The organism is Paucibacter soli (assembly GCF_037482845.1).
Lineage (GTDB): Bacteria > Pseudomonadota > Gammaproteobacteria > Burkholderiales > Burkholderiaceae_C > Paucibacter_B > Paucibacter_B soli.
This window is the reverse complement of sequence record NZ_JBBHJW010000006.1, coordinates 130,274-148,073: the sequence shown is the minus strand read 5'-3', so window position 1 is coordinate 148,073 and position 17,800 is coordinate 130,274. Positions and strand designations below refer to the sequence as shown.

11 protein-coding genes are annotated in these 17,800 nt (G+C 68.2%); 6 read left to right on the top strand and 5 right to left on the bottom strand.

Annotation, left to right across the window (positions count from 1 at the left end; translation table 11 throughout):
- Window positions 1–2: 2 nt before the first annotated feature.
- Complete coding sequence (locus tag WG898_RS13950; protein ID WP_339603414.1) at window positions 3–2,102, bottom strand: 3-hydroxyacyl-CoA dehydrogenase NAD-binding domain-containing protein; 2,100 nt, start codon at window positions 2,100–2,102, stop codon at window positions 3–5.
- 270 nt (window positions 2,103–2,372) lie between these two features.
- On the opposite strand from WG898_RS13950, the gene WG898_RS13945 reads away from it, so the two are divergent.
- The 3 genes from WG898_RS13945 to WG898_RS13935 are packed head-to-tail and all read left to right on the top strand — an operon-like array spanning window position 2,373 to window position 4,512.
- Window positions 2,373–2,789, top strand: a complete 417-nt coding sequence (locus WG898_RS13945) for a hypothetical protein (protein WP_339603413.1) — start codon at window positions 2,373–2,375, stop codon at window positions 2,787–2,789.
- A 21-nt stretch (window positions 2,790–2,810) separates the two neighbouring features.
- On the top strand, window positions 2,811–3,281 hold the full coding sequence (locus WG898_RS13940) for a GNAT family N-acetyltransferase (RefSeq protein WP_339603412.1): 471 nt from the start codon (window positions 2,811–2,813) through the stop codon (window positions 3,279–3,281).
- Window positions 3,274–4,512, top strand: coding sequence for an esterase/lipase family protein (locus WG898_RS13935; RefSeq protein WP_339603411.1), 1,239 nt, complete (start codon window positions 3,274–3,276; stop codon window positions 4,510–4,512). The genes WG898_RS13940 and WG898_RS13935 overlap by 8 nt, the downstream gene beginning before the upstream one ends.
- On the opposite strand, the gene WG898_RS13930 is transcribed toward WG898_RS13935, so the two are convergent.
- On the bottom strand, window positions 4,509–6,950 hold the full coding sequence (locus tag WG898_RS13930) for a Lon protease family protein (protein ID WP_339603410.1): 2,442 nt from the start codon (window positions 6,948–6,950) through the stop codon (window positions 4,509–4,511). The genes WG898_RS13935 and WG898_RS13930 overlap by 4 nt on opposite strands.
- A gap of 94 nt (window positions 6,951–7,044) precedes the next feature.
- Here WG898_RS13930 and WG898_RS13925 point away from each other — a divergent pair, with 94 nt between their 5' ends.
- The 3 genes from WG898_RS13925 to WG898_RS13915 are packed head-to-tail and all read left to right on the top strand — an operon-like array spanning window position 7,045 to window position 13,768.
- Window positions 7,045–8,925 carry a patatin-like phospholipase family protein gene (locus WG898_RS13925; protein ID WP_339603409.1) on the top strand — a complete coding sequence of 627 codons (1,881 nt, stop codon included), beginning with the start codon at window positions 7,045–7,047 and terminating at the stop codon, window positions 8,923–8,925.
- A 17-nt stretch (window positions 8,926–8,942) separates the two neighbouring features.
- On the top strand, window positions 8,943–10,910 hold the full coding sequence (locus WG898_RS13920; protein WP_339603408.1) for a GNAT family N-acetyltransferase: 1,968 nt from the start codon (window positions 8,943–8,945) through the stop codon (window positions 10,908–10,910).
- A 5-nt stretch (window positions 10,911–10,915) separates the two neighbouring features.
- Window positions 10,916–13,768 (top strand): ATP-binding protein, encoded by a 2,853-nt coding sequence (locus tag WG898_RS13915; protein ID WP_339603407.1) that lies wholly within the window; start codon window positions 10,916–10,918, stop codon window positions 13,766–13,768.
- A 42-nt stretch (window positions 13,769–13,810) separates the two neighbouring features.
- On the opposite strand, the gene WG898_RS13910 is transcribed toward WG898_RS13915, so the two are convergent.
- From WG898_RS13910 to WG898_RS13900, 3 genes are all read right to left on the bottom strand, one after another.
- Complete coding sequence (locus WG898_RS13910; RefSeq protein WP_339603406.1) at window positions 13,811–14,542, bottom strand: PEP-CTERM sorting domain-containing protein; 732 nt, start codon at window positions 14,540–14,542, stop codon at window positions 13,811–13,813.
- A 177-nt stretch (window positions 14,543–14,719) separates the two neighbouring features.
- Complete coding sequence (locus tag WG898_RS13905) at window positions 14,720–16,978, bottom strand: ATP-dependent DNA helicase (RefSeq protein ID WP_339603405.1); 2,259 nt, start codon at window positions 16,976–16,978, stop codon at window positions 14,720–14,722.
- On the bottom strand, window positions 16,975–17,763 hold the full coding sequence (locus tag WG898_RS13900) for a hypothetical protein (protein ID WP_339603404.1): 789 nt from the start codon (window positions 17,761–17,763) through the stop codon (window positions 16,975–16,977). Before WG898_RS13900 ends, WG898_RS13905 begins: the two co-directional genes overlap by 4 nt.
- Window positions 17,764–17,800: the final 37 nt, after the last annotated feature.

Genomic DNA, 17,800 nt, shown 5'->3' with positions numbered 1-17,800 from the left:
GCTCACTCGTTAAAGCTCTTGCCCTGCTCGACCAGGCGCGCCAGCAGCGGCGCCGGCTGCCAGAACTTGGCGTCGTCCAGCGGGTTCCTGGCAAAGCGCTTCATCGCCTGCACGACGTTGAAGAGGCCCACCGTATCCGCATAGCACATCGGGCCGCCGCGCCAGAGCGGGAAGCCATAGCCGCTGAGGTAGACCATGTCCACATCCGAGGCACGCTGGGCAATGCCCTCCTCCAGCAGATGTGCGGCCTCGTTGACGAGGGCGAACACCAGGCGCTGCACGATTTCCTCGTCGCTGATGGCGCGCGGCGTGATGCTTAAGCGCGCGCGGTGCTTTTCAAGCATTTCCACCACCAGCGGCGAGGGGATGGCGTCGCGCTTGCCGGGCACATAGTCGTACCAGCCGGCCCCCGTCTTCTGGCCGTAGCGGCCCAGCTCGCAGAGGCGGTCGGCGCTGGCCGAGTAGCGCAGCTCGGGCTTCTCCTGGTAGCGGCGCTTGCGGATCGCCCAGCCGATGTCATTGCCGGCCAGATCGCCCATGCGGAAGGGGCCCATGGCGAAACCGAAAGCCTCGGCCGCCCGGTCCACCTGGGCCGGCGTGCAGCCCTCGTCCAAGAGGAAGCCGGCCTGGCGGCTGTACTGCTCGATCATGCGGTTGCCGATGAAGCCGTCGCACACACCCGAGACCACCGCGGTCTTTTTGATCTTCTTGGCCAGCGCCATCACCGTGGCCAGCACATCCTTGGCCGTGGCCGCGCCGCGCACCACTTCGAGCAGGCGCATCACATTCGCCGGGCTGAAGAAATGCAGGCCCACCACGTCCTGCGGGCGCTGGGTGAAGCCGGCGATTTTGTTGAGATCCAGCGTCGAGGTGTTGGAGGCCAGGATGGCGCCGGGCTTCATCACCGCGTCGAGCTGCCTGAACACCGCCTCCTTCACGCCCAGCTCCTCGAACACCGCCTCGATCACCAGATCGGCGTCGCCGATGTCGGCGTAGTTGAGCGTGGTGGTGAGCAGCGCCATGCGCGCCGCGTATTTGTCTTCCTTGAGCTTGCCCTTCTTCACCTGGGCCTCGTAGTTCTTGCGTATGGTGGCGACGCCGCGCTCCAGTGCCTCCGCTTTGGTTTCAAGAATCGTCACCGGGATGCCGGCGTTCAAAAAATTCATGCTGATGCCGCCGCCCATGGTGCCAGCGCCGATCACCGCCACCTTGGCGATGTTGCGCGTGGGCGTGCCCTCGGGCACGTCGGCGATCTTGCTGGCGGCGCGCTCGGCAAAAAAGGCATGACGCAGGGCCTTGGACTCGGGCGTCATCATCAGCGCCAGAAAGCCCTCGCGTTCGGCCTTCATGCCGTCCTCGAACTTCGTCATGTTCACCGCCGCGGCCACCGCCTCCAGGCAGCGCAGCGGCGCCGGGAAGTGTTTGCTCATCGCGCCGACGGTATTGCGGGCGAACTGGAAGAAGGCCTGGCTCTCGGGATGGCGCGCCTTCAGATCGCGCACCTTGGGCAGCGGACGCTTGTCCGCCACCTCGGCGGCCAAGGCCAGCGCGCCCTCCATCAGATCGCCCTCAATGACGCGGTCGAACAGCTTCTGGCCCGGCAGCTGCGCCAGCAGCTCGCTGTTGACCGGCTCGCCGCTGACGATCATGTTCAGCGCCGGCTCCACGCCCAGCGCGCGCGGCAGGCGTTGCGTGCCGCCGGCACCGGGCAGCAAGCCCAGCTTGACCTCGGGCAGCGCGATCTTGGCGCCCGGCGAGACCACGCGGTAATGGCAGCCCAGCGCCAACTCCAGGCCACCGCCCATGCAGACGCTGTGGATGGCCGCCACCACCGGCTTGCTGCAGTTCTCCACCAGGGCGATCAGGCTGTGCAGATTCGGCTCGGCCAGGGCCTTGGGGCTGCCGAACTCCTTGATGTCGGCGCCACCCGAGAAGGCCTTGCCGGCGCCGGTGATGACGATGGCCTTGATGGCCGCATCGTTCTCGGCCCGCTCCAGCCCTGCCGCCGCGGCCTTGCGCGTGGCATGGCCCAGGCCGTTGACGGGCGGGTTGTCCAGGGTGATCACGGCAACCGAGCCGCGGACTTCGTAGGTGGCAGTCATTGCAAAACCCTTTGTGAATCAAGCAGCAAAAAAGAACGATCGTTCGATTCTAGGCAGCGTTTTGTGGATTTGTTTGTCTCTGGCGTGACAGGCAGGCGCGAGCTTGATTAGAATCCGCCCCTGACGCGCCGTGACACCTTACGACGCCTCGCCGCCGATTTACCAACTACTTGCGGGCGGACTACAAATGCGGCTAAAGCGTTGCGGCTCCGAACAGCCCCGGGCCGGCAAACGCCGGTGACACCTGGGGCCTTCGGAGCTTTTTCATTCATGCACGGACTTGCCAGCTTTGACCGCCTGCTGACGCGCGCCCGCAGCGGCACCCCGACGGGCAGCGCAGCGCAGACCCGCCAACTGCTGAACCCGCAGGGCGACAGCGTCGCCGAACTACCCTTCCCCTGCAGCCCGCAAGCGATCCTGCGCGCCGCGCACCGCATTGCCGCCGACGACTGGCTGGGCGTGCTGGCCGACGACAGCCGCCAGCGCGGCCTGAACAATGGCTGGCGCCTCGCCCTGCTGCGCGCCGACCGCCATGGCCAGCCCCGCCTGCAGCGCGATGCCGGCCCCTTGTGGCTGAGCGCGCCGCTGACCGCGCGCGCCGGCCTGCGCCCGCAGCTGCTCAAGCAGCAGGCCCAGACCCTGGCCTTGCAGGCACTCTGGCAGGCGGGCTGGCGCCTGGCGCGCTGATGAGGCGCTGATGCTTCGGGCATGATGCACACCATGCCCGCCATCAAGACTCTTGTGCGTCAGGCCCTGCGCGCCGACATCCCGGCGATCTGGGAGCTGCGCTACGCCGTCACCGAGAACACCATCCCGCGCGGCATCATTGCCGACGAGGAGGTGCGCCAGGCCATCGAGGAGCGCGGCCGCGGATGGGTGATCGAGGAGATCGACGAATTTGGCCATCGCCTGCTGGCGTTTGGCATCGTGCACGCCGACGACGGCTGCCTATGGGCCCTGTTCGTGCATCCCAAGGCCCAGGGGCGCGGCCATGGCCGCCGCCTGCTGACCGAGATGTGCGACTGGTTGTGGGCGCGCGGCCTGCAGACCCTGTGGCTCAGCACCGGTGCCGGCACGCGCGCCGAGGCCCTCTACCGGCGCCTGGGCTGGCGTTGCACCGGCAACACCGCGAATGGCGACCTGCGCTTCGAACTGCAACGCGAGGCCCGTCATGACTAAGAAGAACCCGCTGCGTCACCTGCGCGCCAGCGACCTGCGCGCGGCGGCCCAGCTCGCCACCCAGGCCACCGCCGGCGTGGTGCGCATCGCCGAAGGCGTGCATCAATCGGTCTGGCAGACCCTGGGCGCACCGGGCGCAATGGGCGCACAGGGTGGTCGGGCTGCCGAGCAGGCGCGCGGCATCACCGGCCTGGTCTACCGCTGCGTGCAGGGTCTCAACGGTCTGGTGGGCAAGGGCCTGGACGGCGCGCTGCGCGCGCTGCAGCCGCTGTTCGAGCGCATCGACCGGTCCCGGCCCGACAGCCCCGAGCGCGCCGCCGTGCTGGCCGCGCTCAACGGCGTGATGGGCGACCAGCTGCGCGCCAGCGGCAATCCGCTCGCCCTCGAGATGACGCTGCGCTGCCAGGGTCAGGTCTTGACGATGGAAAACCTGCCCGCCGTGCTGGCGGCCGGGCCGGTGACGGCCAAGCCCCTGCTCTTCATCCACGGCCTGTGCATGAACGAGCTGCAATGGGGTGAACAGCATGCCCAGGCCCTGGCCGCGCTGGGCTACACGCCCATCTACCTGCGCTACAACACGGGACTGCACACCTCGCAGAACGGCCGCGAACTCGCCGCCCTGCTGGACCGGCTGCTGCGCGCCTGGCCGCAGCCGCTGCAGGCGCTGGACTGCGTGGTGCACAGCATGGGCGGCCTGGTACTGCGCAGCGCGCTGCAAATCGCGCAGGCGAGCGGCCTGCCCTGGGCCGCGCTGGTGCAGCGCATCGCCTTTCTCGGCACCCCCCACCATGGCGCGCCGCTGGAGCGCGCCGGCAACTGGGTCGACGTGCTGCTGGGCAGCACGCCCTGGTCGCGGCCGCTGGCCAGGCTGGGCCAGCTGCGCAGCGCCGGCATCACCGACCTGCGCTATGGCCATGTCCAGGATGCCGACTGGCAGGGCCGCGATCGCTTCCGACGCCAACCCGACCGGCGCCAGCACCTGCCCCTGCCCGCAGGCATTGCCTGCTACACCATCGCCGCCACCCTGGCGCCGCAGCGCGGCCTGCTGGCCGACCGCCTGCTGGGCGACGGCCTGGTGCCGCTGCGCAGCGCCCTGGGTCAGCACGACGAGGCGGCGCGCTGCCTGGACTTCGCGCCCACGCGCCAGCTCATCCTCTACCGCATGGGCCATATGCAGCTGCTCAACGCCCCCGCGGTAACAGGCCAATTGCGGGCCTGGTTTTCTTCCTAACGCCGGTCCTGCTGGCCACGCCGCGCGCGCAGCGGCCTGGTCGCGGCACGGGTGGGCGGCTCGCAGGCACGGCGATAGTCCTGCAAGGTCTTCTGCGCCCGGCCCAGCACGCTGTCGGGTGCATAGCCATGCGGCCCCATATTGCCGAACGGCAGGCCGCTGAGCAGCTCCATGCCCTCGCTGGCGAGCTCGGCGGTATAGATGTGGAAGCGCCCCTCGGCCACCGCCTGCACCAGGCGCGGCGCCAGCATCAGATGGCGGCAGTTGCGGCGCGGTATCAGCACGCCCTGCTGGCCATCCAGGCCCAGCAGCTCGCAGCTGCGGAAAAAGCCCTCGATCTTCTCGTTGATGCCGCCCACCGGCAGCATCTCGCCATGCTGGTTGAGCGCGCCGGTCACCGCAATGCCCTGGCGCAGCGGCAGGCGCGCCAGGCTGGAAAGCAGGGCATAGAACTCGGCGCAGGAGGCCGAGTCGCCCTCCACGCCGTTGTACTCCTGCTCGAACACCACCGCGGCGTTCAGCGCCAGCGGCGCGATATGCGCGAACAGCCCGGCCAGGTGGCTGTGCAGTATCAGCACGCCCTTGTCGTGAATGGGGCCCGACATCTCGACCTCGCGCTCGATGTTCAGCAAGCCCTCCTCGCCCGCATGGGTGGAGGCGGTGACGCGCACCGGAAAGCCGAACTGGTAGTCGCCCAAGTCCACCACCGTGAGGCCGTTGAGCTGGCCGACGCGCTCTCCCGCCACCGCCAGCAGGCGCTCGCCATCGGTGATCGATTCCTGCAGACGCTGCTCGGGGTAGTCGTGCCGGTGCTGGCGCGCCGCCAGCGCCGCCTGCACATCGTCGGCCTCCACCAAGGCCGCGCCGCGCGCGCAGGCCACCGCCGCGGCTTCCGCCAGCAGGCCGGCGCTGTGCGCGAAGATGGCGCTCTGGCGTGCCTGGTCCTCGGCCTCGCGGTGCGTCTGCTCGATCAGCGCCGCCACCGCCGGCGCGCTGAAATGCGGCAGGCCCAGCTTGCGGCAGCTGTGCGCCACGAACACGGCGGTGGCGCGCCGCACCTCGGGGGTGGCGGCAAAGCTCTCGGCGAAATCGACCTTGCAGCGCAAGCGCCGCGCCACCTCGGGGTCGCCCTCCTGCACCAGGTAGTAGTCCTCCACCGAGGCGATCAGCACCAGCTTGACGTCGACGTCCACCGGCTCGGGCTGCAGCGAGACCGCGCTGATCGGCGCCAGCGCCATGCCGGGCTCCTCGATCTGCAAACGCCCGCTGCGCAGGAAGCGGCGCAGCTTCTCCCACACCGCCTCGTCGCTGAGCAGGTCGCGCAGGTGCAGCATCAGAAAGCCGCCATGCGCCTTCAGCAGGCTGCCGGCGCGGATGCGTGAGAAGTCGGTCAGCAGCACATCGCGCTCGGCCTCGACCTCGATGCTGCCGAACAGCGAGCGAAACACCGGGTTGTCGTCGCTGATGACCGGCGCGCCGCTGCTGCCATGGTGGTCCACCACCAGGTTGACGCGCAGCCGCGCCAGCAGCTCGGCCAAGGCGGCGGCGCGGGCCTCGTCGGCTTCCTCGCTGGGCTGGAACAGTGCCAGGCTGTCCAGCACCTCCTGCTGCGCGCCCTCCAGATAAAGCCCCAGCTTGACGGCATCCTTGATCTGCTTGCGCAGGCGATTGCGGATCTGCTGCAGCGCATGGTCCAGCATGGGCTTGAGCAGCTGGCGCCGCAGCGCCGCCAGCTGCTCAAGCATCAGCAGTTCCTTGGCGCGGGTGAGCTCCAGAAAACGGCCGATCTGCCTGCGCAACTCTTCCTCGGCGGCATCGCAGGCGGCGCGCTGCGCCGGCGTCAGCGTCATCGCCTTGGCGGCGCTGAGCGGCTCGCCCGCCTCGTCGCGCTGGGTGAACACCATGCGGCCCTGATCGCGCATAAGCCCGAAGTTGCGCGCCTCCGCATAGGCCGTTAGCTCGGCATAGGCGGCCGACTCCTCGGCCTTGTATGCGCTCTCCAGGCGCTCGCAGCCGGCGCGCACATCGGCGTCCATCAGACGCTTGGGAATCTCGCTCTGCAGGGTCTTGGCGAAGTCGGCCATCAGCTGGCGCAGCAAGCGCCCCTCGCCGGCCGGCAGGCGCAGGGCGAGCGGATGCTCGGGCTGCTCGAAGTTGTGCAGATAGCAGAGGTCGGGCGGCACCGGGCGCAGCAAGGCCTCCTGCTTCATCATCTCCAGCAGCAGCGAGCTGCGGCCGCTGCCCACCTCGCCCAGCACAAACAGGTGGTAGTCGGGCTGCTGCATGCGCAGGCCGAAGCGCGCCGCCTGTTCGGCGCGCTCCTGGCCTATCCAGGTCAGGGGCTGGTCCAGCAGTTCGGAGGTATCGGCAAAGCCCAGCGAGGCCGGGTCCACCGTGAGCCGCAGCTCGGCGGCGGAGAGTTCTCTTGCGCTACTCATGGCGCTGATTGTGCGCCGCGCCGAACAGGGACAGCGCCGCGCAAATTCTGTGTCAATATGTGCAGCCTTCAAGAGCCTGTACGCCAGGCGCGTTATGCCAGACCTCATCGAGCACCCCAATCACCTTGACGCCCTGCTACGCCGCCATCTGCCGGAGCTGCTCGGAGACACCGATCCTCAGGCCGTGGAAGTGCTGCTGGAGTATCTGGAATGGGTGGAGGTCCCGGCCGGTCAGGCCTTGATGAACCAGGGCGACAGGGGCGACGCCCTGTATTTGCTCTTGAGCGGCCGCCTGCGCACCTACATCACGAACGAGTTTGGCGATACGCGGGCGGTGCGCGAAATCGGGCGCGGCCAGATTGTTGGCGAAATGAGCCTGTTCACCGACGAGCCCCGCTCGGCCAGCCTGGTGGCCATCCGTGATTCGGTGCTGGTGCGCCTGGCCAAGGACAGATTCAAACAGCTGCTGGCCATCAGCGGGCAGATCTCGATCGCCCTGACCCGACAGATCATTCACAGACTCAAGACCGAGGGCTCGCGTTCGCTGCCAGACAAGCCGGTCACCATCGGCTTGCTGCCGATCACGGCCCAGGTCGACGCGTCCGGCTTCGCGGCAGAGCTGGCAAGGCATCTCGGCAGCATGGGGCGCGTATCGGTGGTATCGGCGCAGAGCATAGGCGCCGACCTGAACGACCCGAGCATTTGTGAGCGGCCGCGCGAGGATGCTGAGGCCACGCGCCGCATTGCGGTGCATCTGGACCAGATCGAGTCTGAGAACGACTTCGTGCTGCTGATCAGCGACAGCGAATCCACGCCGTGGACCGAGCGCTGCTGCCGGCACTGCGACGAGCTGCTGCTGCTGGCCGACGCCGACCAGCCGGTGCGGCTGCACGCCATTGAGACCCAATGCCTGATCAGCCGGCCACCGCGCACCGACGCCACCGAAATCCTGGTCCTGCTGCATCCCGAGGGTCGCCTCTCGCCCAGCGGCACGCAGGCCTGGCTGGCGCGCCGGCCCCTTGCCGACCATGTGCATATCCGCCCGGCCTTGCCGCGCGACATGGCGCGCCTGGCACGCCTGGTCAGCCGCAACGGCGTCGGCCTGGTGTTGGCCGGCGGCGGCGCGCGCGGCCTGGCACATATCGGGATCTACCGCGCCCTGCTGGAGAAGAACGTCGAGGTGGACCTGGTAGGCGGCACCAGCATCGGTGCGGTGATGGCGGCGCTGGTCGGCATGGACAGGCCCCTGGAGCTGACCACGGCCACGGCCAGGCGCGCTTTTGCCATCAACCCCACGGGCGACTTCAACTGGCTGCCGGTGATTTCCCTGATACGCGGACGGCGCCTGCGCCGTGTGGTCGAGGGTTCCATCCAGACGCTCACCGGCCATGCCGCGCAGATCGAAGATCTCTGGAAGAACTTTTTCTGCATCGCATCCAACTATTCGCAGGCGCGCGAACAGCTGCTGGACGAAGGCTCGCTCGCCAAGTCTCTGCTGGCCAGCGTGGCGATCCCCGGCGCGCTGCCGCCCGTCATCCTCAATGGCGATCTGCTGTGCGACGGTGGCACCTTCAACAACCTGCCCGCCGACGTGATGCGTGGGCGCTGGGGCATTGGGCGGGTGATAGGCGTGGACCTCGGCAGCAACAAGCCACGACGCTTCGAGATGGACGAGGTGCCGGGCAGTCTGGCGCTGCTGCGCGACAAGCTGCGCCCGCGCGCCAAGCGCCGCTATCGCCTGCCCGACCTGTCGGCCCTGCTGATGAACGTGACCGTGCTCTACAGCACCTCGCGCCAGCGTCAGGTGCGCAAGCAGATCGACCTCTATTTCAACCCGCCGCTGCAGCGCATCGGCATGCTGCAGTGGAGCCGTTTCGATGAGTTGGTGAGGCTGGGCTACGAGCATGCCATCGAGGTGCTCGATGCGGATCTGCTTGCCGGCAGACTCGCCCCGGCAAGCGGCAGCAGCAGCTAACAGCAAGGAGTCCAGCGATGGCAGACGGTCAATCAGAAACAGCACCCAAGCCATCCGCAGAGGGCTTGCTGCAACGCCTGGTGCAAGCCTGGCAACAGCGCTTCAGCGCCAGCCCCAAGGACGCCGAGCCGGCGATCGACCCGCGCCTGGCCGCCTGTGCCGAAAGGATCTGCAGCGCGCAGATGGCGGTCAAGCTGATCAAGCCCGGCGACCATGTCTATGTCGGCACCGCCAGCGCCACCCCGCGCAGCCTGGTGGCAGCGCTGGAGGCTTGCTCGCCGGCACCGCAAGACGTCGAGTTGCTGCATTTCCTGACCGACAGCGCGCTGCAGCACGACGCGCAAGGCCTGCCCCAGACCAAGTATCGGCACCGCTGTTTCTTTGTGGGCCAGGACATGCGCGCCGCCGTCAAGCAAGGTCAGGCCGACTATGTGCCGCTCTCCGTGGCACGCGTGCCGCAGCTGATCGCGATCGGGCGCATTCCGGTCGATGTGGCCCTGATCCAGGTCTCGATGCCGGACGAGTTCGGCTATGTCTCACTGGGTGTGTCGGTGGACATCACGCCCGCTGCCGTGGCCCGGGCGCGCCTGGTGATCGCCGAAGTCAACCCCCATATGCCGCGCACCATGGGGGACTCGATGCTGCATGTGGGCGAGATCGATCACCTGGTGCCGGTGGACACGCCGGTGATCGAGTATGCGCACCCGGCACCGCCCACCGAGGTGGTCGAGCAGATCGCGCGTTACATCGGCAGCATCATCGATGACGGCTCCACGCTGCAGATCGGCATGGGCCGCTACAGCAACGAGGCGCTCAAGTACCTGAGTGACCGCCAGGACCTGGGCATTCACTCCGACGTGATCACCGACGCCATCATCCCGCTGCTGGAGCGCGGCATTCTGACCGGCCAGCGCAAGACCAATCAGCGCGGCAAGATCGTCACCAGCTTTGCCATGGGCTCACGCCGGCTCTACGAGCTGATCGACCGCAACCCGATGTTTTCCTTCCAGCCCATCGAGGCGGTCTGCGATGCCTGGACCCTGGGCGCGCAACACCAGCTGGTGTCGGTGACCCAGGCCTTTGCGGTGGACCTGACGGGCCAAGTCTGCGTCGACCAGTTCCAGGGTGACTTCTACGGCGGTGTTGCCGCACAAGCCGAGTTCCTGCAAGCCGCTTCGCGCTCGCGCGGCGGCAAGGCCATCATCTGCCTGGCCTCGACCGAGGACGGCGAGCAGGGCTCGCGCATCCGGCCCGCCCTGCTGGCCGGGGAAGGCGTGGCCATCCCGCGCAGCGATGTGCATTACGTGATCACCGAGTACGGCATTGCCTATCTGTTCGGCAAGTCGATCCGCGAGCGTGCGGTGGCGCTGATCCAGATCGCCCACCCCGGCGCGCGCGCTGAGCTGCTTGAGCAGGCCAAGGCCATGGGCTATGTGCCGGCCGACCAGACCCTGCGCAATCTGCTGGCCTATGCCGTCGAAGAGGAACGGCAAATGTTGCTGAAGGACCAGCGCTCGGTGCTGCTGCGGCCGGCCATGGCCAGCGATGGCGAGGCCATCCGCGAACTCTTCCACCAGCTGCCGGAACGCGACGTCTACACCCGCTTCTTCAGGCGCTTGCGCGGCCTGTCCAGCCGCGACGTGCAGCGGCTTTGCAATCTGAACTCGGAAACCGAGGTGGCCATGGTGGCCTGCGTGGGCAGCCGCGAGGACCCCAAGGTGATCGCACATGCCATGTATATGGTGGACCCCAGCACCAATCTGGCCGAGACGGCCTTCATGGTGCATCCCGGCTGGCAGGGCCAGGGCCTGGGCGCCCTGCTGCAGCAGCGCATGGGCGAACATGCCAGGGCGCGCGGCGTGCGTGGCTTCGTCGCCGAGGTGCTCGCCAGCAACGACCCCATGATCAAGCTCGCGCGCGGCCTCTCCGAGCAGGTGCAGATTGAAAGCCTGGGCTCGTCCGTGAAGATCACCAGTCTGCTGTGAGCTGCATGAGCGAGCAAGCGACCAGCACGCAGATACGGGCCCTGCTGCTGACCGACGTGGTCGACAGCACCGCCTTGTCCGAGCGCTTGGGCGATGCCGCCATGGCCGAGGTCTGGCGCCAGCACGACCGGGTCGCACGCGACCTGCTGCCGCGCTGGCAGGGCCGCGAGATCGACAAGACCGACGGCATGCTGCTGATGTTCGACAGCGCCGCCAACGCCCTGCACTATGCCCTCGCCTACCACCGCGCCATCGCAGGCTTGAGCACGCCGCTCAAGGCGCGTGCGGGCCTGCATCTGGGGCCGGTGCTGCTGCGCGAGAACAGTGCGCAGGATGTGCAGCGGGGCGCCAAGCCGCTGGAAGTGGACGGCCTGGCCAAGCCGACCGCCGCCCGCATCATGGCACTTGCCAACGGCGGGCAAACCCTGCTGAGCCCGGAGGCGCGCGTTGGCGTGGCCGTGGACGAACTGGCCGAGGGCCTGGCGCTGGCCTCGCAGGGGCATTGGGTGCTCAAGGGCGTGAGCGAGCCGATGGAACTGTTCGAGCTGGTGTCGCCGGGCGTGATGCTGGCTACGCCCACCGATGGCGACAAGGCCTACCGGGTGGCACGCCGCGGCGAACGTTGGCTGCCGGTGCGCGAAATTCCCAACAATCTGCCGCAGCAGGCCAGCATGTTCGTCGGCCGCGAGCAGGAGCTGCGCGACATCAAGGCCTTGCTGGGCAGCGCCAGGCTGGTGACGCTGCTGGGCATGGGCGGCCTGGGCAAGACGCGGCTGAGCCTGCAGGCCGCGGCCGAGTTGATGCACCTGTTTCCGGATGGCGTCTGGTTCCTCGACCTGGCTCCCATCAGCGATCCGCAACTGGCCTTGGCGGAGGTCGCCCAGGTACTGGAGTTGCGTGAAGAGCCCGATCGCAGCCTGCTGCAATCGGTCTGCGCCCATCTCAAGGACAAGCGCACCCTGCTGATCTTCGACAACTGCGAACACCTGGTGAAGGCCGCGGCGCAACTTGCCCATGCCGTCATCAAGGCCTGCCCCCATGTGCGCCTGGCTGCATCGAGTCGCGAGGCCTTGCGCATCCCGGGTGAGCAGGCCTACCCCATCCTGCCCCTGCCCATTCCCAAGCCCGGCGACGACCTCGCCACGCTGCAGCGCTCTGCCGCGGTGCGCCTGTTCGTCGATCGCGTCCAGGCCCACAAGCCCGGCTTTGTGCTGGACGAGGAGCAGGCGCCGGCCGTGGCCGAGTTGGTGGCACGCCTGGAAGGCATTCCCCTCGCCCTGGAGCTGGCGGCCGCGCGTCTACGCGCCCTCTCGCTGCAGGACATCAACCGGCGGCTCCATGATCGCTACAAGATCCTGACCGGCGGCTCACGCGTGCTGCAGGAACGCCAGCAGACCCTGCGCGCGCTGGTGGACTGGTCGTACGACAGCCTGCCCGAACCGGAGCAGACGCTGTTCCAGCGGCTGGCGCCGTTCAAGGGCGGCTTCAGTCTGGCGGCCGCCGAGGCCGTGTGCAGCGCCGAGCCGCTTGACCCGCTTGATCTGCTGGACCTGATCACGCAGCTGGTGGAAAAGTCTCTGCTGTTGATGAGCGCGGGGGCCGAAGGCACGCGCTACCGCATGCTGGAGACCCTGCGCGACTACGCCAGCGAAAAGTTAGGCCAGAGCGGCGCCGCCGAAGCGCTGGGTGCCGCCCACTGCCACTACTTCTTCGCCTTTGCCAAGCAGGGGCGCGATGGATTGCGCGGCCCCCAGCAGGGCGAGTGGCTGCACCGGCTCGATACCGAGCAGGACAATCTGCGCGCCGCAATCACCTTTGCGCAGGCCGACAACGGCGTCATCGACCCCATCGTCGGGGTCAAGTTGGCGGTGGCGCTGCAGGGCTTCTGGATCCTGCGCGGCTATACCAGCGAGGGCCGCAGCACCATGGCAGCCTTGCTGCAGCTGCCGGCGCTGCAGACCGACGACTGGATGCGTGGCCACGCACTCTATGTGTCAGCCGCCCTGGCCGTCAGCCAGAGCGACCATGTGGCGGCCGAGCGCGACCTGCAAACCTGCCTGGCCTTGCGCCGCGGGCTGGCGGACAAACCTTTTGACGTAGCGTCCACGCTCTCCACCCTGGCGATGGCCAAGCTGGCGGCGGGCGAGGCCGATGCCGCGATGGTGGCCAATCTGGAAGCACTGGACATTTTTCGACAATGCGAAAAGCCAGTCGGGGAGGCGATCGCGCTGCTGCAGCTGGGGCAGATCGATCTGTGGCGTGGCCATGACGATGCAGCGCTGGAGTTTCTTCAGCAGGCCCTGGACCTCGCTCGCCAGCTCAGGCATCCGGAAACCGAGGCCGAGGCCGAGTTGGGATTGGCACAGCTGGCCCTGGAGACCGGTGAGCGCGAGCATGCCGCACAGGGGCTGGCGCGCTCCCTGACGATATGCCTGGCCGCCGCCGACCGGCGCGGCACCGCGAACGCCTTGGCCCTGCTGGCGCGACTCGACCTGATGGAAGGCCGCAGCAGCGAAGCCATGCCCAGGCTGGCGGAATCGCTGATCGCCTTCAATGCCTTCGATATGCGGGAGCAACTGCTCGCCAGCCTGGAGGATCACGCCTGGCTGGCCCAGGGCCAGGCTCAGACAGAGCCCGCGCTGGCCCTGGCCTGCGCCGCCCAAGCCCTGCGCGAGCGCGCCGGTCTGGTGCGATCCGAGCGCGCCCAAGCGCGCTGGCTGGGCCTGCTGGAATCAATGAGCAAGGCCGCACCCGAGCCGACCAAGCACCCTGCATGGCTGTCAGCCATGGACTGGGATACGGCCAGCGCCGTCAAGGCGGCACTGCGGCTGAGTCAGCCGCCGGGGCATATGCACTGAAGGCGCGCCGCAAGGCTTGCGGCGCGCAAGCAAGACTTCAACTCAAGCTTGCTGACGGCGGCGCTGCTGCCAACCCAAGCCCAGCAAGGCCAAGGCCACCAAGGCCAGCGACGCAGGCTCGGGCACGCTTGCGCCCTTCACCCGCATGGTGCGATTGCCGGCCGCATCAAAGCTGTACTCGGCCTGCTTGGGGCGTGCACGGCCCTGGTCGTCCCTGTAGGTGTAGGCAACCGTCAGACCGGCCGTTTCGGCGGGCTTGGGGCTGTCGTCCGAGCCCTCGCAGCCGTAGTAGCAGGTCAGCTGCATGGGTTGGGCCAGCTCAGGCCACCTGAAGCCGAAGGTATAGGCGGGCGCAAAGTCGTTGAGCGGCATCATGTTGCTGAAACAGGGAACGCAGGGCCAAAGGCCCGACGCCTGCCAGTTCACCAAAAGGTCGTTGCCCAGATCGAAGGTGACGGTGTGCAGCTTGAACTTGAAGGTACCGGGCAGACTCTCATTCGAAGGGTTGAGTGTCTCGTACAGCCACACATGGCCTTCCAGGTAGATGTCGAGCGCATTGATGTCTATCGTGTTGGCTGGCGAGGAATGCGCCAGGGCCAGCACGGAATCGGGCAGGTAGAAGCTGAAGTCAGCCCGGTACGACAAGCCGGGCACCCAGGGCCCGAACACAGGATCGGCATCGCCAGTCACCAAGCCCGCCTGAGCCGGGCCCATCGCTGCAAAGCCCAGAGCCAAGGTCGCGACCCAATGTCGCCAGCTACACCAATTCAGCATTTGTTCTTCCTTCACCAGTATTGCCCGTCAAAATAACGGCACTGGCGCCAGGCAAGCAGGTTCCGTTCCAGGGCACGCGAATAGACGCAAGCCATTGTTCTCGTTGGATGTTCCAACGCAGCATGTGCAATATCGCAGGGCCAACAGCCATGGCTGTAAAGAATCCCGACGCGCTTGTCAGCCAAGGCGCCACCAGCGCGGCAGCAAGGCGCGCACCTCGGCGCGCGCATAGCGGTCGTCGATCAGGTGCAGCACGCCCTGGTCCGCGGTCGTGCGTATCACCCGCCCGGCCGCCTGCACCACCTTCTGCAGGCCCGGGTAGAGGTAGGTGTAGTCGTAGCCGGCGCCGAACAGCTGCTGCATGCGCGCACGGATCTGCTCGTTGACGGCATTGATCTGCGGCAGGCCCAGGGTGGCGACAAAGGCGCCGATCAGGCGCGCGCCGGGCAGGTCTATGCCCTCGGAGAAGGCGCCGCCCAGCACCGCCAGCGCGATACCTTGGCTGTGTTCGGTGAAGCGGGCCAGGAAGCGCTTCTGCTCGGCCTCGCCCATGCGCCGCGACTGCGCCCATACCGGCAGCTGCGGCTGCTGCGCCGCCAGCACCTCGGCCAGCTGCTCCAGATAGGCGTAGCTGCTGAAGAAGGCGATGTAGTTGCCCGGCCGCGCTGCGTACTGGCGCGCCATCAGCTCGGCCATGGGCACCAGCGAGGCCTGGCGGTGCGCATAACGCGTGGAGATGCCGCGCGCTACGCTGACCTGCAGCTGCTCGGCGGCAAAGGGCGAGCCCACTTCGATCTGCAGATGCTGCTCGGGCAGGCCCAGCAGCTTGGCGTAGTAGTCGGCCGGCTGCAGGGTGGCGGAGAACAGGGTGCTGCTCTGCGCCGCCTCCAGGCGCGGGCGCAGAAAGGGCGCCGGCAGCACATTGCGCAGGCACCAGCAAAGGCCGGCGCCGCCCGGCTCGCGGCTGCTGTCGACGATCGAATGGCTGCCCAGCTGCTCGGCCATGCGCAGGAAATGCAGGGCCTCGAAGTAGAAGGCCTGCAGGGCTGCATCGGGCTCGGCCGGGTGCTCGCCGAAGTGCTCACCGATGGCGGCGCTGCACAGCTGCAGCGGCGTGAGCAAGGCCTCGGGCAGATGCTCGTGCACCCGGTAGTCCTCGGCCTGAGCCTTGCCCAGGGTCGTTGCGGCGCGCTGCAGCTTGGTGAGCGCCTTCTTCAGGGGCGGGTAGTTGCGCGCCGCGGGCGAACGCCGCGCCTGCGCCAGCGTCTCGGGCAGCAGCTCGGCGCTGTACATCTTGCGGCCGCGCTCCACCAGGTTGTGGGCCTCGTCCACCAGCAGGGCGACGCGCCATTGGTTGGCCTGCGTCAGGCCATGCAGCAGGGCGCTGACGTCAAAGAAATAGTTGTAGTCGCCCACCACCACGTCGACCCAGCGCACCAGCTCCTGGCTCAGGTAATAGGGGCAGACCTGGTGCGCCAGCGCCAGCTCGCGCAGCCGCGCCTGGCCGAGCTGCAGCTCCTGCGCGGCGGCGGCGCGCGCCGCGGGCAGGCGGTCGTAAAAGCCCTGGGCCAGCGGGCAGGACTCGCCATGGCAGGCGCGGTCAGGATGCTCGCAGGCCTTCTCGCGCGCCACCAGCTCCAGCACCCGCAGCGGCAAGGGCGCCAGCCGCTGCAGGCCATCCAGCGCGAGCTGGCGGCCCGAGCTCTTGGCGGCCAGGAAGAAGATCTTGTCCAGCGCCTTCGCCGGCGCCGCCTTCAGCAGCGGGAACAGCGTGCCCAGGGTCTTGCCGATGCCGGTGGGCGCCTGGGCCAAGAGGCAGCGCTGGTTCAGGGCCGCCTTGTAGACCGCCTCGGCCAGCGGCCGCTGGCCCTGGCGAAACTCGCCAAAGGGAAAGCTCAAGGCCTGCAGCGCCGCATCGCGCTCGACGCGCTGCGCCAGCTGCTGCTCGGCCCAGGCGAGAAAGCGCTCGCCATGCAGCTCGAAATGCGCCTGCAGCTCGGCCGCACTGCAACGCTCGGTGAACACCGTCTCCTGCTGGTTGCCGACATTGAAATACACCAGGGCCAGCTCCAGCGCCGCCAGCCCCTCCTGCTGGCACAGCAGATGGCCGTAGATGCGCGCCTGCGCCCAGTGCAGGGCGCGATGCGAGGCCGGCTGGGTCTCCAGGCGGCCCTTGTAGGTCTTGACCTCCTCCAGGCGCTGGCGCGCCGGGTCGTAGCCATCCGCACGGCCGCGCACCTGCAGCGTTTGCTTGTAGCTGCCGCCAAGGGCCAGCTCGGCTTGGTAGCCGGGCCCGCGGCGCGCGGCCACCGTGGCATGGCCGGCCATGCCCTCCAGCGCGCTGGGCGCGGGCGTGAAGCGCAGATCCAGGTCGCCCTGCTTGGCGGTGAACTCGCAGAGCTCGCGCACCGCGACGGTGTAGCCGGCGCTGTTCAAGGCTCGGCCAGCGCGGTCTGCGGTGGCGCATCGGCCTCGCTGCGCAGCGGCGTCGCCTTGGCCAGCGCCAGCCAGACCGCAAACGGCAGCTTGCAGGGCTGGTGCTGGGCCGGGCGCAAGAGCTCGAAGCTGCCCTCCTCCAGCGTGCCATGCAGCAGCCAGATGCCGTACTGCTCGGGAATCTCATTGGGCTTGGCCACGCCGGCCGGGAACAGGTAGTAGACCTCGCTGCACAGCCATTGATAGGCCTGACGCTTGGCGGCATGGCGCAGATCGGCGAGCAGATCGGCGCGGCTGAACTTGACCTCGTGCACCAGCGGCTGCAGATAGGCCTCCACCGAGGTATTGCGCACCGAGAACAGATCGGGCCGCGCCATGCGCCAGACATGCGCGGCCGCGCGCGCGGGCGCCGGCTCATCCCACAGCGGCAGCGCCTCGCGCAGCGCCGGCGGCAGCTCGGCCGGCGCCTCGGTCTCGACCTGGGCGCGCAAGCTCAGCTCGCGCCAGACGATGCGGCCGCCCGCCATCAGCTGCTCGGCGAACTTCTGCGCCAGCCGGTCGTGGCCGCTCAAGGCCCGGGAATTTTGCTGGCGCGCCTCGGCCAGCCACTGGATGCCGGCCTGGCTCAGGCGCAGGGTCTCGCGCCCGTCCGCGGCGATGTGCAGATCCAGCATGCCGGCCGCCAGCAGATCGATCTCGAGCGCGTCCTTGCAGGGCCAGCCGGCCGAACGCCAGACCTGCATCAGGCGGCTGCGGTGGCTGCGACTCAGGGCGGGCTGGCTCATGTACCTGATTATAAATACAGTGCTCCGACACAGATAC